Source organism: Bordetella bronchiseptica, from assembly GCF_900636925.1.
Lineage (GTDB): Bacteria > Pseudomonadota > Gammaproteobacteria > Burkholderiales > Burkholderiaceae_B > Bordetella > Bordetella pertussis.
This window is the reverse complement of sequence record NZ_LR134326.1, coordinates 2221589-2248214: the sequence shown is the minus strand read 5'-3', so window position 1 is coordinate 2248214 and position 26626 is coordinate 2221589. Positions and strand designations below refer to the sequence as shown.

Genomic DNA, 26626 nt, shown 5'->3' with positions numbered 1-26626 from the left:
TACAGATCATAGGCCGGCCTTGCCATGTCAGACGTCCAGACCTCTTCCCCCAGCCCCGCGCCGCCACGCGGCCGCAAGCTGGATAAAGCCGATTTTGCCGCCCTGGCGGACCTGCGCTACGCGCTGCGCCGCTTCATGGCCTTCAGCGAAGCCGCGGCCACCGAAAGCGGCCTGACCGCGCAGCAACACCAGGCCCTGCTGGCCATCAAGGCATCGGACGACACGCTGAGCGTAGGCGAACTGGCCGACCGGCTGCTGATCCGCCATCACAGCGCCGGCGAACTGGTCGACCGGCTCGCGCGCATGGATATGGTGCGGCGCATTCCCAGCAACGCCGACCGCCGCCGCGTGCTGGTGGCCCTGACCCCGCTGGCCGAGCACACGCTGGATACGCTGTCGGCCGCGCACGTCGAGGAACTGCGCTCGGTCGGACCGCTGCTGCGTACGCTGCTGAGCTATTTCGATTCGCCGGCGTATCGGCGCAAGTAAGCCGTCGCGGGGCGCCAGGCCCCATGCGAAACATAGCCACCCCAAAAAAAACGGGTGCCGTCGCCAACACCCGCAATCACTCAACTTCACGCTGCGATCATTCTTCTTCGACGAAGGTCTCGTCGCGCTTCTTGCGGATCGACGGCAGCGCCACGATGATCACCAGCAGGGCCGCCGCACCCAGCAGCGAGGCCGACAGCGGCCGCTCGACGAAGGTCAGGAAGTCGCCGCGCGACAGCAGCAGCGCGCGCCGGAAGTTCTCTTCCATCATGGGGCCGAGCACCAGGCCCAGCAGCAGCGGCGCGCCCTCGCATTTCAGCTTGGACCATACATAGCCCACCACGCCGAAGATGGCGGTGACGAACACGTCGAAGACGTTGTAGTTCAGCGAGTACACGCCGATGGTGCAGAACACCAGGATGGCCGGGTACAGGATGCGGTACGGGACCTTGAGCAGCTTGACCCACAGGCCGACCAGCGGCAGGTTCAGCACCACCAGCATCAGGTTGCCGATCCACATCGAGGCGATCAGGCCCCAGAACAGCTCGGGGTGGCTGGTCATGACCTGCGGACCCGGCTGGATGTTGTGGATGGTCATCGCGCCGACCATCAGCGCCATCACGGCGTTGCCCGGGATGCCCAGGGTCAGCAGCGGGATGAACGAGGTCTGCGCGCCGGCGTTGTTGGCCGATTCGGGGCCGGCCAGGCCGGCCGGATGGCCCTTGCCGAAGCGCTCGGGATTGCGCGACAGCTTCTTTTCCAGCGAGTACGAGGCGAAGGCCGACAGCACCGAGCCGCCGCCCGGCAGGATGCCCAGGCACGACCCCAGCGCGGTGCCGCGCACGATGGCCGGCGCGGCTTCGCGCATTTCCTGCTTGTTCGGATACAGCGAACCGACCTTGTCGGTGATGTCGACGCGGTTTTCCTTCTGTTCCAGGTTGGTGAGGATTTCGGCGAAGCCGAACACGCCCATGGCGACGATGGCGAAGTCGATGCCGTCCTGCAGCTCGGGGATGCCGAAGTCGTAGCGGGCCACGCCGGAGTTCACGTCGGTGCCGACCATGCCCAGCAGCAGGCCGAGGATGATCATGGCCACCGCCTTGAGGATGGAGCCCGACGCCAGCACCACGGCGCCGATCAGGCCCAGCACCATGAGCGAGAAATATTCGGCCGGGCCGAACTTGAAGGCGACTTCGGCCAGCGGCGGCGCGAAGGCGGCGATCAGCATGGTGGCGACAGTGCCGGCGAAGAACGAACCAATGGCCGCCAGCGCCAGCGCCGCGCCGGCGCGGCCGTTGCGCGCCATCTGGTGGCCATCGAGCACGGTCACCACCGCCGATGTCTCGCCGGGCAGGTTGACCAGGATGGCCGTGGTCGACCCCCCGTACTGCGTGCCGTAGTAGATGCCGGCCAGCATGATCAGGCCGGCCACCGGCGGCAGCACATAGGTGATGGGCAGCAGCATGGCGATGGTGGGCACCGGCCCCAGGCCGGGCAGCACGCCGACCAGGGTGCCCAGCACGCAGCCCAGCAGCGCGTACAACAGGTTTTCCGGCGTGAACGCTACCGAAAAGCCAAGCGCCAGATTTTGCAGCAGTTCCATTTCGCCCCTTTCCTTTCTTTTGCTGCTGCCCCCGTCGCGGCACATGGTCACGATACCGGCCGAACGGGGCACAGAGTGGTGTAACGGATTGCGACCGGAACGCCGCCATCAGGAAAACGGAATAGATCGTAGCACGATGCTTTTGCTTGAAAACCCCGGGTTTACGATTAGCTTACGGTCTGCTTTCAAACTGAAAGCATCGCTGCAACGCGCTGATATTACGATGAAATAATTGGTCCGCAGTACGATTTTGCGGGCCTTCCGCGCGTGATTCTCGTGCCGGCCTAATCCAAAAGAATTAATTCATATCGCTCTACGATATAGTTTTTCTCATCCAGACGGCGGATGGAATGAGGCCGGACTCAGCCCCGCGGTTGATTTCCGCCGTTCGCGCCGATACGGTTGCGCAACGCCGACCCCGCCGCCCATGCCGCCCATGCCGCTCTTGAACCCGCCTGCCCCCCGCCATTCGTACCGCCTGCCCGCGAGAAACCGCCGATGATGCGCCATGAACGCCTGCGCTTCTGGCTGGCCGGCCTGGCGGCGGCGGCCACCGGCTGGCTGTGCTACGCCGGCCTGGCGCGGCTGGCGGGCGCGCTGGGCGTGGCGACCTGGATTCCCTATCCGGCGCCGCGCCGCCAGTGGCTGCTGATCGGCGAGAGCTGGCAATCGGCCGAATTCAGCGGCGCCATCGCCGACGCGTCGGTTTTCCTGACGGCGCTGGCGGCCGTGGCCGCGTATTACTGCGCGCGCATCGTGTACCACCTCAGTTTCGCGCCGGTCCGCCAGCGCCGGGCGCGCTGGCTGATTGCCGGCTGGATCGTCGGCACGGTCGCCATGGTCGCGCTGTCGCAAGGCCTGGGCTGGCTGTACGGCGCGTTTCCCGGTTTCGCGCGCATCGGCTGGCTGTCGGCCGCGCTGGGCTTTGCCGTGCTGGCCGGCGCGGCCAGCGGCTTTGCGCGCGCATGGGGCCGGCTGATGCGCGCGCGCAAGGTGCCTGCCACGGAGTGAAGCCCCGGGCAGGCGGGGCGTTACGGCTTGATGCCCGCCGCCGCCACCACCTTTTCCCAGCGCGCCGCGCGCGTGCGCATCCACTGCGCCGCCTGCTGCGCGTCGCCGAAGGTCGGCGCGATATCCAGGGCCGCGAGCCGCTCGAGGAATTCCGGGCTGGCGTAGATCCTGGCCAGTACCCGTTGCCAGGCCTGGACCGCCTCGTCCGGCACGCCCGCGGGCGCCATCAGCAGATAGCCGAAGCTGGTGTCGAAGTCGCGCACCTGCGCCAGGCCGGACTCGGCGATCGTCGGCACGTCGGGCAGCGCGGCGTCGCGCTGCGCGCCCGAGACGGCCAGCGGCACCAGCTTGCCCGCCTGGATATGCTGCAGCACGCCCGGCACCACCAGAAAGCCCGCCTCGACCTGGCCGCCGAGCAGATCGTTGACCGCCGGCGCGGTGCCGCGGTAAGGCACGTGCGTGACGTCGAGGTCGAGCGCCTGGCGCAGGCTTTCGAAGGTCAGGTGGCCGGGCGTGGCGTTGCCGGCCGAGGCGTAGGTGCCGCCGTGCTGCCTGAGATAGGCCATGTAGTCGGCCAGGTTGCGCACGCCCAGGCTGGGCTGGACCACCAGCACCTGGTTGAACGTGCCGGTCAGCGCCACCGGCTGCAGGTCCTTGAACGGATCGGCCGGCATGCTTGCATAGACGAACGGATTGACGGTGGCCAGCGTATCGGTGGTGATCAGCAGCGTATAGCCGTCGGGCGCGGACTTGGCCACCACGTCGGCGCCGATATTGCCGCCGGCGCCGGCGCGATTCTCGACGATGACGGTCTGTCCCAGCTCGCGGCTGGCGCGCTCGGCCACCAGGCGGGCCAGCAGGTCCAGCGGACCGGCCGGCGTGAAGTTGACGACCAGCCGCACCGGCTTGTCGGGATAGGCGGCGGTGGCGGCCGCCGCCGCGCCCAGGCTCAGGGCGGCGGCCAGGGCCGCGTGGCGCAGGGCTTGGAAAATACGCATGTCTTGTCTCCTCGAATTCTGTTGGCGCGCTTGCCTGGCGGTCAGGCCAGCGCGGTCGGATGGGGGCTGGTCTCGCCATGCCCGATCAGGTTCTGCGCGAGCTGGAACAGCAGGTCCTGCCGTAGCGCGGCGCTGCCCGGCTCGTCCCACAGGTTGCGCAATTCCAGCGGATCCTCGCGCAGGTCGTACAGCTCGCCCCAGGACACGCCGTGATAGACGCTCATGCGGTAACGGCCGGTCTGCAGGGTGCGCATGCGCACCCGCTTGTCGAAGCCGAACATGACGCGCTGGCCTTCTTCCTCGATCAGCACGGCCTCGCGCGGCGCGGCCTGCTCGCCGCGCATCAGCGCGCCGAGATCGGCGCCCTGGATGCCGTTGTAGGGCAGCAAGCCGGCGCGCGCCAGGATGGTGGGCGCGATGTCGGTGGTCGAGCACAGCGCGTCGCTGCGCGCGCCTTGCGCGCCGGCCGGATCGGCCCAGATGAACGGGGTGCGGATGACGCTCTGGTAGTGGACCGGCCCTTTCCACAGCAGCTGGTGGTCGCCCAGGTAGTCGCCGTGGTCGCTGGTGAAGATCACCACGGTGTTGTCCGCCAGGCCCAGCCGCTGCAGATGCGCCAGCACTTCGCCCACCGTGTGGTCGATGTGCGAGATCGAGCCGTAGTTCAGCGCGATCGCCTCGCGCGCCTCGCGCTCGGTGCAGGCGAACATCGCCGGCGTGTGCTTGACGGCGCGGCCGCTGTCGCGCTGCGCGTACATCCACTGCACGTGCGGCGGGGGCTGCCTGCCGGCGGCCGCGCTGGCATGGAAGGACGCGGGCAGTTCGACGTCCTCGGGCCGGTACATGTCCCAGTACTTGCCCGGCGGCGTGAACGGATGGTGCGGATCGGGAAACGAGCACTGGATGAAGAACGGCTGTCCGCGCTGCGCGTAGCCGTCCAGGGCCTGCATGGTGCGGCGGCCCAGGTAGGCCGTGGTCGAACAGGATTCGGGCACGCGCGTGCGCCAGGCCTGCCCTGCCCGCACCAGTTCGAAGCCGGGCGCGGGCAGCGCATGGTCGGGCCCGGCCTGCGCCGCGACCTCCGGATGCTCGCGCTGCAGCCAGCGCCAGTAATGCCCCCAGACCCGGTCGCCATGGTCGACCGCCAGGTCCACCTGCGAAAAACCATAGAACGGCGTGGCCAGGTCATGGGCCGGATCCTCGCGCCACAAGGGCCCCCACTCCTGGTCGTAGTCGCCCGGCTCGGGCGCCCAGGCCTCACCCTCGGCGGGCGGATCCTGCGGGCGCGGCCAGACCGGACCGTTGCCCGTCATGTTCTGCAGGTGCGACTTGCCCACCAGCGCCGTGCCATAGCCGGCCTGGCGCAGGCGCTCGACGAAGGTGGTGGCGCGCTGCGACAGCGGAATCCCATTGTGGCGCGCCCCGTGCGCCGAAGGCATCCGGCCGGTCATCAGGGTGGCGCGGTTGGGCATGCAGATGGGCGAGGCGACGTAGAAGCGCTCGGCCAGCCAGCCGCGCCGCGCCAGGGCGTCGAGCGCCGGCGTGCGGATCTGCGAATTGCCGTAGGCACCAAGGTGATCGGCGCGGTGCTGGTCGGTAATGAACAGCAGGAAATTGGGCTGGGACATGGCAGGTGCGGCGCAAGCCGGACATAAGTACACGACGAGGCCCGATTGTGCGTGCCCTAAACATAAATGAAAAATGAAAAGATATTAGAATTCCATAACCCATTAGTTATGTCATATCCGACGCCCATGCTCACGAACTGGATCGACCGGCTGCGGCCCCGCCACCTGCGCCTGCTGATACGCCTGTGCGAAACCGGCAACCTGACCGAAGTGGCCAACGAATACGGCATCAGCCAGCCCGCGCTGTCGAAATGGCTCAAGGACCTCGAGGCCGACATCGGCCAGCGCCTGTTCGTGCGCGAGCCGCGCGGCGTGACGCCGACGGCCTGCGCGCGCGAACTGCAGGCGCACGCGCGCGCCATCATCGGCCGGCTCGAACGCGCCCGTACCGCGGTAGACCACATCGCAAGCGGTTTCGCGGGCCATCTGTCGGTGGGTTTCTCGCCGGTGGTGGGGCCGGTCGTGCTGCCCGAAAGCATCCGGCGCTTTCGCGCCGCCTATCCGGACGTGCTGGTCAGCGTGATCGAAGCCTCGATCGATCTGCTGCTGCCGGGCCTGCGCAACGGGGATTTCGATATCGTCGTCGGGCGCCTGGAAGAGGTTGCCATGCCCGAGGATGTCCGCTGCGAGACGCTGTACGACGAACCGGTCTGCCTGGTGGCGGGCCGCGCGCATCCGCTGGCCGGCCGCCGGCGCATCAGCTGGGAGGACGCGCAGGCCTATCCGTGGATCTCGCCGCAACAGGGCACGCCGCTGCGCATGCGGCTGGAAATGGAACTCGCCGTGGCCGGCCAGCCCCTGCCGCGCCATGCGGTGGAGTCGACCTCGGTGCAGACCAACGTCGCCCTGCTCGACCGCTCGGACATGATCGCGCCCATGTCGCGCCGGCTGGCCGAGCACTTCCAGCGCCAGGGCGTGCTGCGCATCCTGCCGCTGACGCTGGGCAGCGGCGGCCCCATCGGCATGCTGTGGCGGGCCGACGGCGTGCATGGCACCCATACGGCCCATTTCATCGCCTGCCTGCGCCAGGCGGTGTGATCCCTGCTAGGCGCTGCCCGCGGCGCCGGCCGGCAGCGGCTTGAACCAGCGCAGCGCGAACGCGGCCACGGCCAGCGGCGGCAGCGCCAGCCAGCACACGACTTCCCAGCCGTAGCGCATCAGCAGATCGCCCGAGACGAACGAGCCCACCACCATGGTGCCGAAGATGATGAAATCGTTGGCGGCCTGCACCCGCGTGCGCTCTTGCGGCAGATGGCATTCCAGCACCATGGCCGACGCGCCGGCGAAGCCGAAATTCCAGCCCACGCCCAGCAGCGTCAGCGACACCCAGAAATGCCATGCGTCCATGCCCGCCAGGCCGACCACGGCCGCGGCCGCGGTCAGCAGCAGGCCGGCCGCGACCACCGGCACCGCGCCGTGGCGGGTGATCAGCCCGCCGGCCACGAAGCTGGGCGCGTACATCGCGATGACGTGCCATTGCACGCCCAGGTTGGAGGCGTGCTGCGACAGGCCATGCATGCGCATCGCCAGGGGCGCCGACGTCATGAGGAAATTCATCAGCATGTAGGTCACCACGCCGCACACCACCGCCGCGATGAAGCGCGGCTGGCGCGCGATGACCCGCAGGGGCCGTCCGCCCGCGGCGGCGGCGCGCGCCGGCCGCGGCAGGTCGACGCCGCCCAGCACCACGGCGGCCAGCACCGCCACCGCCGAAGCCGCCAGGTACGTGCCGGCGAAAACATGGCCGCTCCAGGCGTCCATGGTGTAGGACACCAGTTGCGGGCCGAGCACGCCGGCCAGCACGCCGCCGGCCAGCACGGTCGACAGGGCCCGGGCCTTGCGGTGCGGTTCGACGCACTCGGCGGCGGCAAAGCGGAACGTCAGCACCACGGCGGCATAGGCGCCGCCGAAGGCCATGGCGGCGCAGAACAGCGCGAACGATTCCAGGTAGATGCCCAGCGCGGCCAGCAGGCCGAGCAGCACGCCGCACAGCGTGCCCAGCATGAACGCCGCGCGCCGGCCGTGGCGTTGCGCCACGGCGCCGGCCGGCAGCGTGCTGGCGGCCATGCCCACCACGAATACCGAAATCGGCAGCGTCGCCAGCGATTTGGACGGCGCGAGCGCCTCGCCGATGATGGCGGCGGTGGCGTACACCACGGTCGTGTTGGCGCCGGCCAGCGCCTGTGCCGCGGCAAGCCGCAGAACGTTGGAGGAGGACTGCGCGGAACGGGACGGCATGGCGGCTTCGATGGAATGGGACGGGGCCCGCGCCTGGCGCGCGGGCCCCTTATAACCGCTGGAAATATGCGGCCGGTCGCATTATGCCCGATTCGCCGCGCCGCCCCGGGACGGCCTCCGCTCAGCCCGCCGGCGCAAGCTGCGGGTTATGGACCACTTCCCAGAGGTGCCCGTCCGGGTCCTGGAAGTAGCCGGCGTAGCCGCCCCAGAAGGTGTCGCCGGCCGGCTTGACGATGGCGGCGCCGGCCTGGGCGGCCTGCGCCATCACCGCGTCGACCTCGGCGCGGCTGGTCACGTTGTGGCCCAGGCTCAGTTCCGTGGCGCTGGGCGGCGCCAGCGGCAGGCCGGTATCGTGCGCCAGGCTGCGGCGCGGCCACAGCGCCAGCTTCAGGCCGGCCTGCAGGTCGATGAACACGACCGCGCCGTGCTCGAACTCCCGGCCCACGATGCCGGCGGTCGGCAGCCCCAGTCCGTCGCGGTAGAAGCGCAGGGCGCGCTCCAGGTCGTCCACGCCCAGGGTGATGACAGTCAGGTTGGCTTGCATGGTGTGCTCCGCAAGGCGCCGGCCGCGGCGCGGCGCAAGCGTCGATTATGCGGCCAGGCGGCGCCTGCGCCGACATTACCGCGTCATTGCACTGGCATTCTGTTGCAGTTTGAAAATCAATAACACCCGCCCATCCGTCACTGGTAATTACAGTCTAGCCCGCGAACTTTCGATCCGGCCTGGGCCGCGAGCCAGGAAGCGCGCCGCCTCGGGACGGCGCGCGCACCTGCCGGACGAACGCGCTCCCGCCCAAACTCGGCTTCGAAGAAAGAGGAATGCATGATGAAGAGCAAGACGAAACTGCTCGGCGGCGCCCTGGCCGCCAGCCTGCTGCTGGCCGGCTGCGCCAGCATGAAGAGCATGGACACCAACAGCCTGCTTTCGGCGGGCTCCGACATGGCCAAGGCGGCCAATCTTTCCGACGCCGACATCATCCAGCTGTCGGACGCCGCCTGCAAGCAAAGCGACCAGGAATCGAAGATCGCCCCGGCCGGCAACAAGTACAGCGTGCGCCTGACCAAGCTGATGCGCGGCTTCGGCAACATGACGCTCAACGGGCAGAAGGTCAACTACAAGGTCTACATGACCGAGGACGTCAACGCCTGGGCCATGGGCAACGGTTGCGTGCGCGTCTACACCGGCCTGATGGACCTGATGAACGACGACGAGCTGCGCGGCGTGATCGGCCATGAAATGGGCCACGTCGCGCTGGGCCACACCAAGAAGGCCATGCAGACCGCCTACGCGGTCAGCGCCGCGCGCCAGGCCGCCGGCGCCGCCGGCAACAGCGTGGTGGCTTCGCTGAGCGCTTCGCAACTGGGCGAGATGACCGAGAAATTCATCAACGCGCAGTTCTCGCAGTCGCAGGAAACCGCCGCAGACGACTTCTCGTTCGACCTGCTCACCGAGAAGAAGATGAACCGCAAGGGCCTGGTGACGGCCTTCCAGAAGCTGGCCGAGCTCGACGGCGGCGAGAGCAGCATGTTCAGCTCGCACCCGTCCTCGCCGGACCGCGCGGCGCGCATGGAAAAGCGCCTGCAAGCCGGCAAGTAAGCAGGCCGGCGCCCAGCGCCCCCGCACACCCGCCCCTCGGGGCGGGTTTTGCATGGGCGGGCGCGGGACAGGCCAACGCCTTGGGTCCCGCGCCCTCGCCGCATGCGGCGCCCCCTTTCGATCCGCCTGGATCAGGCGAAGCCGCCATTGACGCGCAGCACCTGCGCGTTGACCCAACGGCCGTCCGGGCCGGCCAGGAAGGAAACGGCGGCGGCGATTTCGTCCGGCATGCCGATGCGCTCCATCGGCGCCTGCCTGGCGATGCTGGCGACGGCTTCCTCGCTCTTGCCGTTGAAGAACAGGTCGGTGCCGACCGGGCCGGGCGCGATCGCGTTGACCGTGATGTTGCGGCCGCGCAATTCGTTGGCGAGCACATGCACCAGGCCCTCGACGCCGGCCTTGCTGGCGATGTAGGGCCCATAGCCGGGCAACGACTTGGCGATCACGCTGGTCGACAGCGCGATGATGCGCCCATCGTCGCCGAGGTTGGCCGCCGCCTGGGCCAGCACCAGGAAAGCGCCGCGCAGGTTCGTGGCGATGACCTGGTCGAAGGCGTCGAGATTGGCGGCATCGATGCTGGCCATCGGCATCACGCCGGCGCTGTTGACGACCACGTCGATGCGGCCGAAGGCTGCCCTGGCCTGGGCGAACAGGTTCGCCACGTCTTGCGGCTTGCCGACATCGCCCTGGATGGCGATGGCCTTGCCGCCGGCCGATTCGATGGCGGCCACGGTTGCGTGGGCCTTGGCGCCATTGCCGGCGTAGTTGACGACGACCGCAAAGCCATCGGCGGCCAGCCGCGCGGCAATGGCCCTGCCTATGCCGCGCGAGCCGCCCGTGACGATGGCGGCCTTGGATATATCCATGTTCATTGAGGTGCTCCAGGTCGAAAGGCAGGACATGGCGCCCATTGTCCACGTTTAAAATTAATGAATAAATGCATGCGGATTGGAATCTAAATTCAAGCATGGACAACAATCAGGCCTATGGATCGCTTCGACTCCCTGCAACTGTTCACCCGCATCGTCGAGCTGGGCAGCTTCAGCCGCGCCGCGGCCGCGCTGGACATTCCCCGCGCCACCGCCACGCATGCGATCAAGCAACTGGAGGCCCGCCTGGGCGCGCGGCTGCTGGACCGCACCACGCGCCACGTGCGCGCGACGCCCGACGGGCAGGCGTTCTACGAGCGGTGCGTCCATGTGCTCAGCGAACTGGACGATGCGCAGTCTTCGCTGCAGCGCGTCGCTTCCAATCCGCGCGGCCTGCTGCGCGTGGACATGCACAGCACGCACGCCACCAAAATCGTCCTGCCTCGAATCGATGATTTCCGCGCGCGCTATCCCGGCATCGACCTCGCGGTCAGCGGCGGCGACAGGCTGGTCGATCTGGTCAGGGAAGGCATCGATTGCGTGATCCGCGCGGGCAATCCGCGCGACTCGTCCCTGGTGGCAAGGCGGCTGGCCGTCATGCCGCAAGTCATTTGCGCCAGCCCCGAATATCTCGCCGCCTTCGGCGCGCCGCGCCACCCGGACGAACTTGCGGCGCATCGGGGCGTGAAATTCTTCGCCGCCAGCGCGGCCGTGGACTATCCGCTGGAACTGCGCATCGGCGGCGAGATCCGGGCGTTCGCGCTCAATGGCTGGATATCGGTCAGCGACGCGGAGAACTATGTCGTCTGTGCGCTGCGCGGCTGTGGCTTGATTCAGTTGCCGCGCTTTCACGTCGAGGACGATCTGCGCGCGGGACGGCTGGTCGAAGTGCTGAGCGATTGGCCGAGCCCGGACTTGCCGGTGTCCGCGCTGTATCCCTCGCACCGTCACCTGTCCCCCCGCGTGCGGGTATTCGTGGACTGGCTCGGCAAGCTGTATGAGGAGGCGTTCCCCGCTGCCGCGCCGGCGCGACGCTAGCGAGGCCGGGCGCCTTCAGCGAGCGGCGCAGGCGGCGCGCAAGGCCGCCAGGTCGGGCGTAACGCCCAGCCCGGGCGCGCCGCCCAGCGTGATGCGGCCTTCGTGCAGGGTCGCCAGCGCCGGACTGAGCAGGCTGCGCAAGGGGTTGTCGTTGGCGTCGACTTCGAGCAGGCCGGGACTGGCCAGGCCCGGCACGGCCGCCAGCAGATGCGCCGACGCCTGCAGGCCGATGCCGGCGCCCAGGTAATGCGGACAATAGCGCAGGCCGGCGGCGACCACGGCGCGCGCCACCGGCAGGCAGCCGCTGAAACCGCCCCACTTGGCCAGGTCGGGCTGCATCACGCGCAGGCTGCGCGCGGCCAGCGCCGTCTCGAACGCCGCCACGCCGGCGATGTTCTCGCCGCCGGCCAGCGGCATGGGCGCGGCCTGGGCCAGCTCGGCCCACTCGGCGGCCGGACGGTCGGCGCGCAGCGGCTCTTCCAGCCAGTCCAGCTGCGCCGGCCCCAGGCGCTGCGCCATCTGGCGCGCACGCGGCAGGTCCCAGCCCTGGTTGGCGTCGGCCATCAGCGGCGTGGCCGCGCCCAGCAGTTCGCGCACATGCAGGGCATTGCGGACGTCGCGCGCATCGTCGAAGCCCACCTTCAGCTTGAAGGCGCGGTAGCCTTCGGCCGCCTTGCGCGCCACGACGTCCTCGGGATTTTCGGGGTTGATGCCGCTGGCGTACACGCCGATGCGATCGCCGCTGCCGCCCAGCCAGGCCCACAGCGGCTGGCCGGCGCGCCGCGCGGCCAGGTCGCACAGCGCGATGTCCAGCCCCGCGATGGCCTGGGCCAGCGGGCCGGGCTCGCCGGTCTGGATGGCCAGCACCGCGGTGCGCGCCTCGAGATGGGCGAAGGCCTGCGCCGGATCGGCGAACGCGCGCGCGGTCAGCAGCGGCGCCAGCACGGTCTCGACCAGGCGGGCGCGGTGTTCGGCGCCGCAGGCCGGGAAGTTGCACCAGACCTCGCCCCAGCCCACCGCGCCATCGCTGTCCTCGACCTCGACCAATACCGCCGGCCGGTCGTGCATGGTGCCGAACGAGGTCTTGACCGGCGTGCTGACCGGATAGCGGAACACATGCGCGCGCACCCGCGCGGGCGTGATCGGAGCGGCATCGCGTGTCATGGCGTCCTCAGGGGATCAGGTTCATTTCCAGGTGGATGAAATCGCCGCGATACGAGACTTCGCTCAGGTACACCACCTTGCCGGCCTCGTCGAGGAACAGCCGCCGCACTTCGGCGATCGGCGTATTGACCGGCACCTGCAGATGGCCGGCGACTTCCATGTCGGCGGTGCCGATGGTCAGCACCTGGTGCGCGCGGGCGATGCGCAGGGCCGGGTCGGACACCAGCAGCGGGATGACGGTTTCGTTGCGGTAGCGCACCGGATCGCGGCGGAAGATCTGTTCGTCCAGGTAGATATTGATGACGCAATACGGCCGCCCTTCGCGCTCGTGCACGCGGCGCATGTAGACATAGCGCTCGGCCGCCACGCCATCCTGCGCGGTCAGCGGCGGATTGGTGATGGTTTCGTCGATGTTGACGATCTTGGGCTTGGTGTCGCGGTAGACCTTGGCCAGCTCGGCCAGCGTGGTCTGCACCTGCAGCCAGCGGTCGTTGGGCGGCAGGCCGGTGACGAAGGTGCCGCGCCCCTGCTGCGGCGACACCAGCCCCTCGCGCGTGAGCACGTCGATGGCCTGGCGCACCGTCACGCGCGCCACGCCGAACTCCGCCACCAGTTCCTCCAGCGACGGCAGGCGGTGCCCCTGGCCCCACTGGCCCCGGGCAATGCGCTGGCGCATCAGGTCGGCCAATTGCAGGTAGCGCGGGATGGGACTGTCGTGGAAATTGATGGCCATAAGCTCAGCGGAATTCTTTATTTGCTTAACGTATGGTCTATGGTACGATCTGATCACAATAAGAGCAAGCCGCTGCCTGCCAATCCCCAAGGAGGAAACGTGAAGCGTCGATCCGCGCTCATGCGTGCGCTGCTGGTCCTGGCCCCGTGGTTGTTGATCGTGCTGCTCTGGTACGGCATACGCGCCAGCGGGCTGGTCAGCCCGGCCCTGGTGCCCAGCCCCGGCGAAGTCTGGACGCGGTTCGTGGCCCTGATGCAGGCGCGCCTGCCGCACGACATCCTCATGTCCACCCAGCGCGTGTTCGTGGGCGTCTGCCTGGGCACCCTGCTGGCGGTGCCGGTGGGCTTCGTGCTGGGCTGGTACCGCGGCGTGCGCAGCTTCATCGATCCGGTCATCAACTTCTTCCGCGCCCTGCCCCCCATCGCGCTGATCCCGCTGGTCATCGTGTATTTCGGCATCGGCGAGACGGCCAAGATCGCCATCCTGTTCTACGCCTCGTTCTTCGCCGGCGTCATCGTCATGTACGAGGGCATCTCGCAGATCAACCCGATCTTCGTGCGCGTGGCCAAGACGCTGGGCGCGACCGACGGCGAGATCTTCCGCAAGGTCATCGTGCCGCTGACCATCCCGCACATGCTGACCGCGCTGCGCGTGGCGCTGGGCGTGGCCTGGGCCACGCTGGTGGCCTCGGAACTGATCGCGGCGCAACAGGGGCTGGGCGCGCTGATCCAGGACGCCTCCTCGTTCTTCCAGCTCGACATCATCTATGTCGGCATCATCTGCATCGGCTTCATCGCCCTGGCCATGGACCTCGCCCTGCGCGCGGCCGCGCGCCGGCTGGTGGCCTGGCAGGACCGCATCGCCTGACCGACCACGGAGACCCTGCATGAGCGCGACTCCCGCCTCCGACGTGCGCATCCGCTTCGAGGATGTCTGCGTGGACTACCCCACCGCCGACGGTCCGATGCGCGTGCTCGACGGCATCAATTACGAAATCCGCCAGGGCGAGTTCGTCTCGGTGATCGGCCCCTCGGGCTGCGGCAAGACCACCATGATGGGACTGGTGGGCGGCTTCGTGCAGCCCACCGCCGGCCGCGTGCTGCTCGACGGCCAGCCGGTCGGCGGGCCCGGGCCCGACCGTGGCGTGATCTTCCAGGAATACGGCGTGTTCCCGTGGCTGACGGTGCGCGAGAACATCGCCTTCGGCCTGAACCTGCGCAGCAACCGCGTGGCGGCCGGCGAACGGGCGCAGATCTGCCAGCGCTACATGACCCTGATGGGCCTGGGCGACTTCGCCCACCACTATCCCAAGCACCTGTCCGGCGGCATGCGCCAGCGCCTGGCGCTGGCGCGCGCCTATGCGGTCAAGCCGCAGTTCCTGCTGATGGACGAGCCGTTCGGCGCGCTCGACGCGCAAACCCGCTCGGCCATGCAGGACCTGCTGCTGCAGGTGCAGATGACCGAGGGCAAGACCGTCATGCTGATCACGCATTCGGTCGAGGAAGCCATCTACCTGTCGTCGCGCATCGTGGTGGTCACCGCGCGGCCGGCGCGCATCCGCACCATCATCGACGTGCCGTTCGGCTACCCCCGGGCCGAGAACCTGCACGAGGACCCGCGCTTTGGCGAGCTGCGCTCGCACATCCGCGCGCTGGTCATGGAAGAGTATGCCAAGCAGGCGCGCCAGACCGTGCGCCTGTCCGATTGAAGCCCACTCGAGGAGCCACACCATGATGAACCCGCAGCGCAGAACCTTGCTCAAGACCGGCGCCCTGGCGGCCGCCATGGCCGGCATCGGCATCCCCTCCCTGGCGCGCGCCCGCGACAAGGTGCGCGTCGGCTATCTGCATACGCCGGCCGTCGACGGCCAGATCTGGACCGGGCAGCAGACCGGCGCGTTCGCCAAGCACGGGCTGGACCTGGAACTGATCCAGTTCACCACCGGCCTGGAACTGTTCCAGGCCATGATAGGCGGCAGCCTGGACATGCTCTCGACCGGCGCGGTGGTGTCGAACTTCCCGGCGCGCGGACAAGGCAAGGTATTCCTGGTCAACAATATCGAATACGCCACCGCCCAGCTGTGGGTGCGCGACGACGCGGGCATCAAGACCCTGGCCGACCTCAAGGGCAAGAAGATCTCGACCACCACCGGCACCACCGCGCACGTGTTCCTGGACCGCGCCCTGCGCAGCGTCGGCCTGCAGGCCGGCAAGGACGTGCAGATCGTCAACCAGCGCATGGCCGAGGCCGTCACCTCGTTCATTTCGGGCGCGGTGCCGGCGGTGGCGCTGTGGGTGCCGTTCGACGTGACCATCCGCCAGAAGCTGCCCGGCGCGCGCAAGCTGCTCGACGCCTCGACCTTCTACCCCGAGGCGGCCATCGTGGGCGGCTGGGCGGCGCGCAACGACTACTACGACAAGAACCCCAAGATCATCAATGCCCTGATCCAGGCCTGGGCCGAGACCAACGACTACCTGCTGTCGCATACCGACGAGGCGCTGGTGGCCTTGCAGAAGAACCACTACCAGCAAGTCCCGCTGCCGGACCTGAAAGAGCAGTTCAAGGCGTCGAAGTATTTCACCGCGGCCGAATGGCGCCAGCGCTATGCCGACGGCACGGTGACCAGGTGGCTGCAGCAGGTCACCGACTTCTTCGTGCAAAGCGCCAACATCGCCCAGCCGGTGCCGGCCGAGCGCTATTTCGATCCCAAACCCTACCTGGAGGCCGTGCGCGCCTGAGCGCGCCCGGGATCCGATGCCGCCCGCCCTGTCCGCTTCGTATGACTACATCATCGTCGGCGCCGGCTCGGCCGGCTGCGTGCTGGCCAACCGCCTCACCGCCGACCCGGCCTGCCGCGTACTGCTGCTGGAGGCCGGCGGCGAGGACCGCAACTTCTGGCTGCGCCTGCCGGTGGGGTACTTCCGCTCGATCTACGATCCGCGCTTCTCGTGGCAGTTTCCGGTCGAGCCCCAGGTCGAGACGGGCGAGCGCCCCATCGTCTGGCCGCGCGGCCGCGTACTGGGCGGCTCCAGTTCGATCAACGGGCTGATCTACATCCGCGGCCAGCACGCGGATTACGACGACTGGGCGCGCGCCGGCGCGCAGGGCTGGGGCTATCGCGACGTGCTGCCCTACTTCCGCAAGTCCGAGCGCTACAGCGGCGGCGCGAGCGAATACCACGGCGGCGCCGGCGAGCTGTGCGTCTCGGACCTGCGCAACGACCACCCGCTGTGCCGCGACTGGGTCGAGGCCGGACTGCAGGCCGGCTTCGACCCCAATCCCGATTTCAACGGCGCGCGCGACAGCGGCCTGGGCAATTACCAGCTCACCCTCAAGGGACGCTGGCGCTGCAGCGCTGCCACCGCGTTCCTGCATCCGGTGCGCGGCCGGCCCAACCTGACCGTGCTGACCGGCGTGCGCGTCACGCGCCTGCTGATCGACGGCGGCGTCTGCCGCGGCGTGGAATGGGTGAACGAACGCCGGCGCGGCCAGCCGGTGCGGACGCAGGCCGACGCCGAGGTGCTGCTGGCCGCCGGCGCGCTGCAATCGCCGCAGCTGCTGCAGCTGTCGGGCGTGGGCCCGGCCGAACTGCTGCGCCGCCACGGCGTCGCCGTGCAGGTGGATGCGCCGGAAGTCGGCCGCAATCTGCAGGACCACTACCAGGCGCGCGTCATCGTCAAACTGAAGCATCCGCTCTCGCTCAACGACGACGTGCGCAAGCCCCTGAAGATGCTGGGCATGGGCGCGCGCTGGCTGCTGCGCCAGGATGGTCCGCTGACCGTAGGCGCCGGCCAGGTGGGCGGCATGGTGTGCAGCGAGCACGCGCGCGACGGGCGCGCCGACGTGCTGTTCAATGTGATGCCGTTGTCGGTGGACAAGCCCGGCGACGCGCTGCATGGCTTCTCGGGCTTTTCGGCGTCGGCCACGCAGTGCCGGCCGCTGTCGCGCGGCACGGTGGCGCTGCGCAGCGCCGACCCGTTCGAGGCGCCGCGCATCGTCGCCAACTACCTGACCGACCCGCACGATATCAAGGTGCTGGTGGCGGGGTTGAAACTGCTGCGCGAGATCTACCACCAGCCGGCGTTTCGCCAGCACCTGAGCGGCGAGGAATACATGCCGGGCGCAGCCATCCGCGGCGATGCCGACCTGGAACAGTTCGCGCGCACGCGCGGCGGCACGGTCTTCCACGCCAGCGGTTCGTGCCGCATGGGCGGCGACCCGGCCTCGGTGGTGGACCCCGAGCTGCGGGTGCGCGGGGTGGACCGGCTGCGGCTGATCGATGCGTCGGTGATGCCGGCGATGGTATCGGCCAACACCAATGCCGCGGCCATCCTGATCGGCGAGAAAGGCGCCGACCTGGTGCGGGGCAGGCAGCGGCTGGACGCCGCCTGACCCGCTGCCGGGCTTACTCGGCCTTCACGCCGGCTTCGGCGATCACGGTGGCCCACTGCTGACGCTCGGCGCTGATGCGCGCGGCGGCGTCGGCAGGCGTGGTCCAGGTCGAGATGGCGCCCTGGTTCAGCAAGGCGGTCTGCACCTCGGGCTTGGCCAGCGCTTCCTTGAGCACGGCGTTCAGGCGCTCGACCACCGGGGCCGGCGTGCCGGCCGGCGCGGCGATGCCGAACATCGAACTGACCTGGAAATTGGGCAGGCCGGCCTCGGCCGTGGTCGGCACGTCGGGCAGCGATTCGACGCGCTGCGCCGAGGCCACCGCCAGCGCGCGCAGCTTGCCGCCCTTGACGTTGCCCTGCGCCGCCGGCACGGTCTCGATCATGCTGAGCACCTGGCCGCCCATCAGGTCGGTCATGGCCGGGCCGCTGCCCTTGTACGGCACGTGCAGCAGGTCCACGCCCGCCACGCGCTTGAACATTTCGCCGGCCAGGTGCTGCGGCGAACCGTTGCCGGCCGACGCCATGGTCAGGTAGCCGGGCTTGGACTTGGCCAGCGCGATCAGGCTTTGCAGCGAATCGGCCGGCACGGCGGGATTGACCACGAACACCAGCGGCACCGTGCCCACGATGGCCACGGGCGCGAAACTCTTCTCGATGTCGTACGACACGCGGCCCTGGTAGAGCACGGCGTTGATGGCGTGGCTGGTCATGGCGCCCATCAGGATGGTGTAGCCATCCGGCGTGGCCTTGGCCACCACGTCGGCGCCGATGTTGCCGGCCGCGCCGGCGCGGTTCTCGACCACCACCGACTGGCCCAGCGCACCGCTCATTTCCTTGGCCAGCACGCGGCCGATCACGTCCGTGGCGCCGCCCGGGGGATACGGCACGATCATGCGGATCGGACGGTCGGGGTAGGCGCTCTGCGCGGCGACGGGCTGCAGCGCGAAACCGGCGCACAGCGCCAGCATGGAACAGAGGGCGGCGCGGCGCGGCAGGCGCGCGGATTGACGGTCGGACATGGATGTTCTCCTCCTGTGTGCCGGGTGGTGGATCTGGACGGAGCGGGTGCAGGCGCCCCGCTCGCTTTGGCCGCAGTGTAGGCGCCATTTCTTGATTGATGAATACGTATTTTTCTATTGAATGATCTACAAAACAGATCAATAAAGAAAATCCTGGAATTCGCTTGCGGCCTGGATTGCGCGCTGGCTATGATAGCCGCCACGATTATCAATAATATTATCGAGGTGTTCCATGACCCAGCGCGACCAAGGCGGCAAGCCGCCCGGCGGCCTGTCCAAGGGCCTGACCAACTACGGCGACACCGGCTTTTCGCTGTTCCTGCGCAAGGCCTTCATCAAGGGCGCGGGCTATACCGACGACGCGCTGGCGCGCCCGGTCATCGGCATCGTCAACACCGGCAGCAGCTACAACCCCTGCCACGGCAACGCCCCGCAGCTGGTCGAGGCTGTCAAGCGCGGCGTGATGCTGGCCGGCGGGCTGCCGGTGGACTTTCCCACCATCTCGGTGCACGAGAGCTTCTCGCAGCCCACCAGCATGTACCTGCGCAACCTGATGTCGATGGACACCGAAGAGATGATCCGCGCCCAGCCCATGGACGCGGTGGTGCTGATCGGCGGCTGCGACAAGACGGTGCCCGCGCAGCTGATGGGCGCGGCCTCGGCCGGCGTGCCGGCCATCCAGCTGGTGACCGGCTCGATGCTGACCGGCTCGCACCGCGGCGAACGGGTCGGCGCCTGTACCGATTGCCGCCGCTACTGGGGCCGCTACCGCGCCGACGAAATCGACACCGCCGAGATCACCGACGTCAACAACCAGCTGGTGGCCAGCGTGGGCACCTGCTCGGTGATGGGCACCGCCAGCACCATGGCGTGCCTGACCGAGGCGCTGGGCATGATGATCAGCGGCGGCGCCTCGGCGCCCGCGGTCACGGCCGACCGCATCCGCGTGGCCGAACGCACCGGCGCCACCGCCGTGGCCATGGCCGCGGCGCGCCTGACGCCCGAGCGCATCCTGACCGGCAAGGCCATCGAGAACGCGTTGCGCGTGCTGCTGGCCATCGGCGGCTCGACCAACGGCATCGTGCACCTGACGGCCATCGCCGGCCGCCTGGGCATCGACATCGACCTGGCCGGCCTGGACCGCATGAGCCGCGAGACGCCGGTACTGGTGGATCTCAAGCCCTCGGGCCAGCACTACATGGAAGACTTCCACAAGGCCGGCGGCATGCCGGCGCTGCTGCGCGAACTGCGCCCGCTGCTGCACCTGGACGCCCTCACCGTCTCGGGCCGCACGCTGGGCGAAGAGCTCGACGCCGCGCCCGCGCCGTTCGCGCAGGAGGTGATCCGCGCCTTCGACGCCCCGATCTACCCGGTGGGCGGGCTGGCGGTGCTGCGCGGCAACCTGGCGCCGGGCGGCGCCATCATCAAGCAGTCGGCCGCCGACGCCCGGCTGATGGAGCACGAAGGCCGCGCCGTGGTGTTCGAGGACGCCGAAGACATGGCGCGCCGCATCGACGACGACGCGCTCGATGTCACGGCCGACGACATCCTGGTGCTCAAGCGCATCGGCCCCACCGGCGCGCCCGGCATGCCCGAGGCGGGCTACATGCCGATTCCGCGCAAGCTGGCGCGCGCCGGCGTCAAGGACATGGTGCGCGTATCCGACGGCCGCATGAGCGGCACCGCCGCCGGCACCATCGTGCTGCACGTCACGCCCGAGGCCGCCATCGGCGGACCGCTGGCCCACGTGCGCAATGGCGACCGCATCCGCCTGTCGGTGCGCCAGCGCGAGATCAGCCTGCTGGTCAGCGAGGCCGAACTGGCGCAGCGCGCGGCCGCCCAGCCGATCGAACGGCCGCAGGCCGAGCGGGGCTACCGCAAGCTGTTCCTCGACACGGTCACGCAGGCCGACCAGGGGGTAGACTTCGACTTCCTGCGCGCACCCGCCAGCAAGCAAACCGTGCCGCCTCGCTGAGCCGCCATGACCCTGACCGCCCTGCCCGCCGACCCGCCGCCCGCCGACGCCCTGGACCTGGCGGTGGAACAGCTGGAAGAAGACATCGTCTTCGGCCGGCTGTTTCCGCGCCAGCGCCTGACCGAGGACGAGCTGATGGCGCGCTTCGGGCTGAAGCGGCACGCGGTGCGCCAGGTGCTGGCGCAGCTGGAGCAGCGCGGCGCGGTCGAGCGCAAGCGCAACGTGGGCGCCGAGGTGCGCGCCTTCACGGCGCGCGAAGTCATGGACCTGTACGACCTGCGCGAACTGCTGGAGACGCGCGCGGCCGAGCGCATCGCCCTGCCCGTGGACGAGGCGCGCCTGGCCGCGCTGGTGGCCGTGCAGCGCGAGCACGACGCCGCGGTGGCCGCAGGCAACGCGCGGCGCGTGTTCCGCAGCAACCAGCGGTTCCACCGCGAATTGTTCGGCCTGCTCGACAACCCGGTGCTGCAACAGGCCATCGAGGAATACGCGCGCCGCACCCACCCGATCCGCTTCGGCAGCCTGGCCGCGGCGAGCTACCGCGAGCGCGCGCGCCAGGAACACTGGGCCATGATCCAGGCGCTGCGCCAGGGCGACCGCGCCGCCCTGGTGGCCCTGTGCCGCAACCATCTGCTGCCTTCGCGCGACGCCTATCTGGCCGCCGCCGGACTGCGCGCTGGCGCCTGAACGCCTCGTCCTGACACGCAACGGCCGGGCAAACCCCTATGGCGGCCTTGCCTGCCGGCCCGGTAGCGTAGCGAAAAATCTTTGATCAAAGATCAAATGCCTGCGCTCACCCACCCCGATCCGCTCGTCCATACCTCCGTCAACGAAGCCATCTACCGCCGCCTGCGCGACCACCTGATGCGCGGCGACTACGCCGCCGGCGCGGTGCTCGGCATCCAGGAACTGGCCGATGCGTTCGGCACCAGCGCCATGCCGGTGCGCGAGGCGCTGCGCCGGCTGGTCACGCAGCGCGCGCTCGAACCGATGAAGAGCCGCTCGGTGCGCGTGCCGATGATCTCGCGCGCCAGCCTGGAGGACATCCGCCGCGCCCGCGTGCTGATCGAGGGCCATGTCACCGCCTGGGCGGTCGAGCACATCACCGCGCCGGAACTGGCCGAGCTGCGCGCGCTGGCCGACCAGATCGGCAGGTCGCTCAGCGATACGGCGTCGGTCCAGGCCGGGCTGGAGAACAACCAGCGCTTTCACTTCACCATTTACCGCGCCGCGCGCTCGGACTCGATGCTGGCCACCATCGAAAGCCTGTGGCTGCAGTCCGGGCCCTACCTGCGCGCCACGCGCGAGCTGATGCATTCCGACGAGCGCCCCTCGGCCGAGCTGCACGCCGCCATCGTCGACGCCATCGCGCGGCGCGACGCCGAAAGCGCGCGCGCGGTCATGGCGCAGGACATCAGCTGGGCCTTCGACAGGCTGCAGGCGCTGCAGCCCGCCATGCCCTAGCCGGCGCCGCCCTTCTTCGCCTTTTCCATGGAACCGATTCATGTCCCTGCATAAGCACCGTTCCCGCATGGTTACCCAAGGCCTGACGCGCACCCCGCATCGCGCCTTCCTGCGCGCCACCGGCTTCGACGACGCCGCCCTGGAGAAATCCATGGTCGGCATCGTGAGCACGCAAGGCGAGAACACGCCCTGCTCCATGGCGCTGGGGCCGCAGGCCGACCGCGCCCGCCTGGGCGTGGCCGCCGGCGGCGGCGTGCCGGTCAGCTTCTCGACCATCTCGATCTCCGACGGCACCTCGATGAACCATGCGGGCATGCGCATGAGCCTGCTGTCGCGCGAGACCATCGCCGACAGCGTCGAGCTGGTGGTGCGCGGCCACGCCTATGACGCACTGGTGGCGTTCGCCGGCTGCGACAAGACGCTGCCGGCCATGATGATGGCCATCGTGCGGCTGAACGTGCCGGCGGTGTTCCTGTACGGCGGCGCCACCCTGCCCGGCCATGCGGCCAGCGGCCAGGTCACCATCCTCGACACCATCGAAGCCGTCGGCCGGGTACAGCACGGCACCATGCCGGCGGCCGAGCTCAAGGCGATGGAGCGCACCTGTACGCCCTCGGCGGGCTCGTGCCCGGGCCAGTTCACCGCCAACACCATGGCCATGGTGGGCGAGGCGCTGGGCCTGTCGCCGCTGGGTTCGGCGATGATGCCCGCGGTCTACAGCGAACGGCTGGCCATCGCGCAGCGCGCCGGCGAGCACGTGATGCGCGCCCTGGCCGCGGGCGGCCCGCTGCCGCGCCAGCTGGTGACGCGCGCCAGCCTGGAGAACGCCTGCGCCGCGGTGGCGGCCACCGGCGGCTCGACCAACGCGGCCCTGCACATTCCGGCCATCGCGCACGAGGCCGGCATCGCCTTCACGCTGGACGACGTGGCCCGGGTGTTCAAGCGCACGCCGCTGATCGCCGACCTGCAACCCGGCGGCCGCTATCTGGCGCGCGACCTGCACGAGGCCGGCGGCGTGCCGGTGGTGCTCAAGGCGCTGCTGGACGGCGGCCATATCGACGGCAGCGTGCTGACGCTCGACGGCCGCACCCTGGCCGAGGCCCTGGCCGACACGCCCGCGCCCGACGGCAAGGTGGTGCGCGCCTGCGGCCAGGCCCTGCACCCCACCGGCGGCGTCGCCGTGCTCAAGGGCAATCTCAGCCCCGATGGCGCGCTGCTGAAGATCGCCGGCCTGAAGTCGCTGAAATTCTCCGGGCCGGCGCGCGTGTTCGAGAACGAGGAAGCCTGCATGCGCGCGGTGTCCACGCACGCCTACCAGCCGGGCGAAGTCCTGGTCATCCGCAACGAAGGCCCCCGGGGCGGGCCGGGCATGCGCGAGATGCTCAGCGTCACGGCCGCCCTGTATGGACAGGGCATGGGCGAGAAAGTGGCGCTGCTGACCGACGGCCGCTTCTCGGGCGCCACGCGCGGCCTGTGCATCGGCTACGCCGGGCCGGAAGCGGCCGCCGGCGGCCCCATCGCGCTGCTGCGCGATGGCGACGTGATCCACATCGACGCCGAGGCCGATACGCTGGACGTGGCGCTGTCCGACGAAGAGCTGGCGCGGCGCCGCGCCGCCTACCAGGCGCCGCCGCAGGCGCGCCTGGCCGGCGCGCTGGAGAAATACGCCGCGCTGGTGCGCCCGGCCTGCCTGGGCGCGGTCACCCACTCCGGCCAGGTCGATTGGCCTTACGAAACGCCGGAGGCCGAATGAGCGCCACCCTGGCTTTCTGCGGCGCCGGCCTGATGGGCGCGCCGATGATACGGCGGCTGCTGGCGGCCGGCCATCGGGTGCGCGTATGGAACCGCAGCGCGGCCAAGGCGCAGGCGCTGGCGGCCGACGGCGCGGTGGTCTGCGCCACGCCGGCCGAAGCGGCGGCGGGCGCGCAGGCGGTGTTGCTGTGCCTGACCGACCTGGCCGCGGTGCAGGCCACGGTGTTCGGGCCGCATGGCGTGGCCGACGTGGCCGGCGGCCTGCTGGTGGACCACTCCAGCATCGAGCCGGACGCCACCCGCGCGCTGGCCGCGCGCCTGCTGGCCGCCAGCGGCCGCGTATGGATCGACGCGCCGGTCTCGGGCGGCGTGGCCGGCGCGCAGGCCGGCACGCTGTCCATCCTGGCGGGCGGGCCGGCCGCGGCGATCGAGACCGCGCAACCCTGGCTGCGCGCCTACGCCGGCCGCGTGACGCGGCTGGGCGATACGGGCGCCGGCCAGATCGGCAAGCTGTGCAACCAGACCATCGTGGCCACCACGGTCAACGCCATCGCCGAGGCCGTGGCCCTGGCCCGCCGCAACGGCATCGACGCCGCCGCCCTCGATACCGCCCTGGCCGGCGGCTGGGCCGATTCGGTCTTGCTGCGCATCTTCGTGCCGCGCATGACCGCGCCCGTCGACCAGCCGCTGGGCGCCCTGCAGACCATGCTGAAAGACCTGGAGAACGTGGCCGCCCTGGCCGCCGCCAGCGGCACGCAACTGCGCGGGCTGCAAGGCGTGCTCGACAGCTACCGCACCGCCGCCGCGCGCGGCCTGGGCCCCGGCGACCTGTCCGACATCGTGCGCGTGGCGTGGCCCGAACGGCCCGCCGCGCCCACCAGGGAGCCCGCATGAAACTGGCCGCCAACCTGACACTGCTGTACCCCGGCCTGCCGCTGGCCGCGCGCATGGCCGCCGCGCGCGAAGACGGCTTCGCGGGGGTGGAGATCCTGTTTCCGTACGACCAGCCGCCCGCGCAATTGGCGGCGCAGCTGCGCGAGCACGGCCTGGCCCTGGCGCTGGTCAACACGCCGCTGGGCGCGGCCGGCGAAAAAGGCCTGGCCTGCGTGCCCGGGCGCGAAGCCGATTTCGCGGCCGCGCTGGACCAGGCGCTGGCGCTGTGCCGCGCCACCGGCTGCCGCATCGTGCACGCCATGGCGGGCATGCCGCCGGCGCCCGCCGGCATGGACGAATGCCGCGCCACGCTGATCGGCAACCTGCAGCGAGCCGCGCCGCGCGCCGCCCAGGCCGGCGTCACGCTGACCCTGGAGCCGCTCAACCGCGCCGACATGCCGGGCTATTTCTATTACCTGCCCGAGCAGGCCGCCGACATCATCCGCGCGGTCGACCATCCGAACGTCGGCCTGCAGTTCGACATCTATCACAACCTGCGCGAAGGGCTGGACCCGCACGCCGAGCTGCGCCGCGTGCTGCCGCTGGTGCGCCACGTGCAGTTCGCCGGCCCCGACGGGCGCCACGAACCCGATCCGGCCAGCCCGCCGGTGGCCGCCACCCTGCGCCTGCTGGCGCAAAGCGGCTATGGCGGCTGGGTGGGCTGCGAGTACACGCCGCGCGGCCTGGCCAGCGCCGGCCTGAAGGCCTGGCGCGGCGCCTACGACGCCGCCTGCGGCAGCGGAGGTGCGGCATGCGCGTCCTGATCACCGGCGCCAACGGCTATATCGGCCGCGCCCTGGCCGAGCGCCTGTGCGCCCTGCCCGGCGTGCCCGGCCATGGCGCGCTCGAACAGCTGACGCTGTGCGACCTGGCCTTCGACGCCGCGCCGGCCGACCCGCGCGTGCGCCAGGTGGCCGGCGACTTCGCCGACCCCGCCACGCTGGCGGCCATCACCGATCCGCCGCCGGACCTGGTGTTCCATCTGGCCTGCGTCGCCAGCGGACGCGCCGAGCTGGAGTTCGAGCTGGGCCTGCGCGTCAACCTGGAAGGATCGCTGCGATTGCTGGAGCAGCTGCGCCGCCAGGGCCGCTCGCCCGGACTGGTGTTCACCAGCAGCATCGCCGTCTACGGCGCGCCGCTGCCCGCGCTCGTCACGGACGACACGCCGCTGGCGCCGGCGCTGAGCTATGGCGCGCAGAAGCAGGCAGTCGAAATCCTGTTGGCCGACTACACCCGGCGCGGCTTCGTGCGCGGGCGCGCCGTGCGCCTGCCCGGCGTGGCGCCCCGCCCGCCGGCGCCCAACGGCGCCTGGTCGGCCTTCTCCAGCACGCTGCTGCGCGCGCTGGCGGCGGGCCAGCCTTGCGAAATGCCGGTCGGCCCGCAGGCCACGCTGTGGCTGATGTCGCTGCCGTGCTGCGTGGACAACCTGCTGCGCGCCGCCGAGCTGACCGCCCAGGCGCCGCCGCCCGGCGGGCGCACCGGCTGGACGCTGCCGGCGCTACGCGTGTCGGTGCGCGACATCGTGCAGGCCTTCGATGCGCGCAGCCAGGGCGCGGCCACGCCGTTGGTCAGTTACGCGCCGCGCCCGGATATCGAGGCGCAGTTCGGCAACCAGCCGCCCCTGCAATGCGATGCCGCGCAGGCGGCGGGCTTTCGCCACGACGGCAGCCTGCCGGCGCTGCTGGAGCGGGCCGTCGGCCCGCCGCCTTGATCCTGTCGCACCA

Annotated in this window: 25 protein-coding genes; 16 read left to right on the top strand and 9 right to left on the bottom strand. The window is 70.0% G+C overall.

Going from position 1 to position 26626, the window contains the following annotated elements; translation table 11 throughout:
• Positions 1-24 precede the first annotated feature (24 nt).
• Positions 25-489 (top strand): MarR family winged helix-turn-helix transcriptional regulator, encoded by a 465-nt coding sequence (locus EL288_RS10455; RefSeq protein WP_003812075.1) that lies wholly within the window; start codon positions 25-27, stop codon positions 487-489.
• 97 nt (positions 490-586) lie between these two features.
• On the opposite strand, the gene EL288_RS10450 is transcribed toward EL288_RS10455, so the two are convergent.
• Complete coding sequence (locus EL288_RS10450; protein ID WP_003812078.1) at positions 587-2092, bottom strand: tripartite tricarboxylate transporter permease; 1506 nt, start codon at positions 2090-2092, stop codon at positions 587-589.
• Between the two features lie 498 nt (positions 2093-2590).
• Between EL288_RS10450 and EL288_RS10445 the strand changes: the two genes are divergently transcribed.
• Entirely contained in the window at positions 2591-3103 is a 513-nt protein-coding gene (locus tag EL288_RS10445; RefSeq protein WP_003812080.1) for a hypothetical protein, read from the top strand.
• A 20-nt stretch (positions 3104-3123) separates the two neighbouring features.
• On the opposite strand, the gene EL288_RS10440 is transcribed toward EL288_RS10445, so the two are convergent.
• On the bottom strand, positions 3124-4101 hold the full coding sequence (locus EL288_RS10440; RefSeq protein WP_003812083.1) for a Bug family tripartite tricarboxylate transporter substrate binding protein: 978 nt from the start codon (positions 4099-4101) through the stop codon (positions 3124-3126).
• Between the two features lie 41 nt (positions 4102-4142).
• On the bottom strand, positions 4143-5729 hold the full coding sequence (locus EL288_RS10435; protein ID WP_003812086.1) for a sulfatase-like hydrolase/transferase: 1587 nt from the start codon (positions 5727-5729) through the stop codon (positions 4143-4145).
• Between the two features lie 126 nt (positions 5730-5855).
• Here EL288_RS10435 and EL288_RS10430 point away from each other — a divergent pair, with 126 nt between their 5' ends.
• Positions 5856-6767: a LysR family transcriptional regulator gene (locus tag EL288_RS10430; RefSeq protein ID WP_225665750.1), complete on the top strand. Its 912-nt coding sequence runs from the start codon at positions 5856-5858 to the stop codon at positions 6765-6767.
• 6 nt (positions 6768-6773) lie between these two features.
• Here the strand turns inward: EL288_RS10430 and EL288_RS10425 are convergent, their stop codons facing one another.
• Together EL288_RS10425 and EL288_RS10420 are read right to left on the bottom strand one after the other, a co-directional pair.
• Positions 6774-7967, bottom strand: coding sequence for an MFS transporter (locus tag EL288_RS10425; protein ID WP_003812089.1), 1194 nt, complete (start codon positions 7965-7967; stop codon positions 6774-6776).
• A gap of 121 nt (positions 7968-8088) precedes the next feature.
• Positions 8089-8511: a VOC family protein gene (locus tag EL288_RS10420; protein WP_010926524.1), complete on the bottom strand. Its 423-nt coding sequence runs from the start codon at positions 8509-8511 to the stop codon at positions 8089-8091.
• Positions 8512-8790: 279 nt separating this feature from the next.
• On the opposite strand from EL288_RS10420, the gene loiP reads away from it, so the two are divergent.
• Positions 8791-9564: a metalloprotease LoiP gene (gene loiP, locus EL288_RS10415; protein WP_010928014.1), complete on the top strand. Its 774-nt coding sequence runs from the start codon at positions 8791-8793 to the stop codon at positions 9562-9564.
• 131 nt (positions 9565-9695) lie between these two features.
• Here the strand turns inward: loiP and EL288_RS10410 are convergent, their stop codons facing one another.
• Positions 9696-10436, bottom strand: coding sequence for an SDR family oxidoreductase (locus EL288_RS10410; RefSeq protein ID WP_010928013.1), 741 nt, complete (start codon positions 10434-10436; stop codon positions 9696-9698).
• Positions 10437-10550: 114 nt separating this feature from the next.
• Between EL288_RS10410 and EL288_RS10405 the strand changes: the two genes are divergently transcribed.
• Positions 10551-11471: a LysR family transcriptional regulator gene (locus tag EL288_RS10405; protein WP_033448431.1), complete on the top strand. Its 921-nt coding sequence runs from the start codon at positions 10551-10553 to the stop codon at positions 11469-11471.
• Positions 11472-11486: 15 nt separating this feature from the next.
• Here the strand turns inward: EL288_RS10405 and EL288_RS10400 are convergent, their stop codons facing one another.
• On the bottom strand, positions 11487-12635 hold the full coding sequence (locus tag EL288_RS10400; RefSeq protein ID WP_033448434.1) for a mandelate racemase/muconate lactonizing enzyme family protein: 1149 nt from the start codon (positions 12633-12635) through the stop codon (positions 11487-11489).
• Positions 12636-12642: 7 nt separating this feature from the next.
• Positions 12643-13368 (bottom strand): GntR family transcriptional regulator, encoded by a 726-nt coding sequence (locus EL288_RS10395; protein ID WP_003812103.1) that lies wholly within the window; start codon positions 13366-13368, stop codon positions 12643-12645.
• A 99-nt stretch (positions 13369-13467) separates the two neighbouring features.
• On the opposite strand from EL288_RS10395, the gene EL288_RS10390 reads away from it, so the two are divergent.
• From EL288_RS10390 to EL288_RS10375, 4 genes are read left to right on the top strand one after another with little or no spacing between them, the layout of a single operon-like run.
• Entirely contained in the window at positions 13468-14235 is a 768-nt protein-coding gene (locus EL288_RS10390) for an ABC transporter permease (RefSeq protein ID WP_003812106.1), read from the top strand.
• A 19-nt stretch (positions 14236-14254) separates the two neighbouring features.
• A complete protein-coding gene (locus tag EL288_RS10385; protein ID WP_003812108.1) occupies positions 14255-15076 on the top strand; it encodes an ABC transporter ATP-binding protein in 822 nt (273 codons plus the stop codon).
• 22 nt (positions 15077-15098) lie between these two features.
• A complete protein-coding gene (locus EL288_RS10380) occupies positions 15099-16106 on the top strand; it encodes an ABC transporter substrate-binding protein (RefSeq protein WP_003812109.1) in 1008 nt (335 codons plus the stop codon).
• Between the two features lie 16 nt (positions 16107-16122).
• Positions 16123-17760, top strand: a complete 1638-nt coding sequence (locus EL288_RS10375) for a GMC family oxidoreductase (protein WP_033448439.1) — start codon at positions 16123-16125, stop codon at positions 17758-17760.
• Between the two features lie 13 nt (positions 17761-17773).
• On the opposite strand, the gene EL288_RS10370 is transcribed toward EL288_RS10375, so the two are convergent.
• Entirely contained in the window at positions 17774-18778 is a 1005-nt protein-coding gene (locus tag EL288_RS10370; RefSeq protein ID WP_003817045.1) for a Bug family tripartite tricarboxylate transporter substrate binding protein, read from the bottom strand.
• A 232-nt stretch (positions 18779-19010) separates the two neighbouring features.
• Here EL288_RS10370 and EL288_RS10365 point away from each other — a divergent pair, with 232 nt between their 5' ends.
• The 7 genes from EL288_RS10365 (at position 19011) to EL288_RS10335 (ending at position 26613) form a co-directional block, all read left to right on the top strand.
• Positions 19011-20753 carry an IlvD/Edd family dehydratase gene (locus tag EL288_RS10365; protein WP_015063696.1) on the top strand — a complete coding sequence of 581 codons (1743 nt, stop codon included), beginning with the start codon at positions 19011-19013 and terminating at the stop codon, positions 20751-20753.
• 6 nt (positions 20754-20759) lie between these two features.
• Positions 20760-21440, top strand: coding sequence for a GntR family transcriptional regulator (locus tag EL288_RS10360; protein WP_003812116.1), 681 nt, complete (start codon positions 20760-20762; stop codon positions 21438-21440).
• Between the two features lie 96 nt (positions 21441-21536).
• A complete protein-coding gene (locus EL288_RS10355; protein ID WP_033448442.1) occupies positions 21537-22217 on the top strand; it encodes a GntR family transcriptional regulator in 681 nt (226 codons plus the stop codon).
• Positions 22218-22257: 40 nt separating this feature from the next.
• Entirely contained in the window at positions 22258-23970 is a 1713-nt protein-coding gene (gene ilvD, locus EL288_RS10350; RefSeq protein ID WP_033459665.1) for a dihydroxy-acid dehydratase, read from the top strand.
• Positions 23967-24863 carry an NAD(P)-dependent oxidoreductase gene (locus tag EL288_RS10345; RefSeq protein WP_033459667.1) on the top strand — a complete coding sequence of 299 codons (897 nt, stop codon included), beginning with the start codon at positions 23967-23969 and terminating at the stop codon, positions 24861-24863. The genes ilvD and EL288_RS10345 overlap by 4 nt, the downstream gene beginning before the upstream one ends.
• Complete coding sequence (locus EL288_RS10340; protein WP_015063694.1) at positions 24860-25666, top strand: hydroxypyruvate isomerase family protein; 807 nt, start codon at positions 24860-24862, stop codon at positions 25664-25666. Before EL288_RS10345 ends, EL288_RS10340 begins: the two co-directional genes overlap by 4 nt.
• Positions 25654-26613: an SDR family oxidoreductase gene (locus EL288_RS10335; protein WP_010926514.1), complete on the top strand. Its 960-nt coding sequence runs from the start codon at positions 25654-25656 to the stop codon at positions 26611-26613. The genes EL288_RS10340 and EL288_RS10335 overlap by 13 nt, the downstream gene beginning before the upstream one ends.
• The last annotated feature ends 13 nt before the right edge of the window (positions 26614-26626 follow it).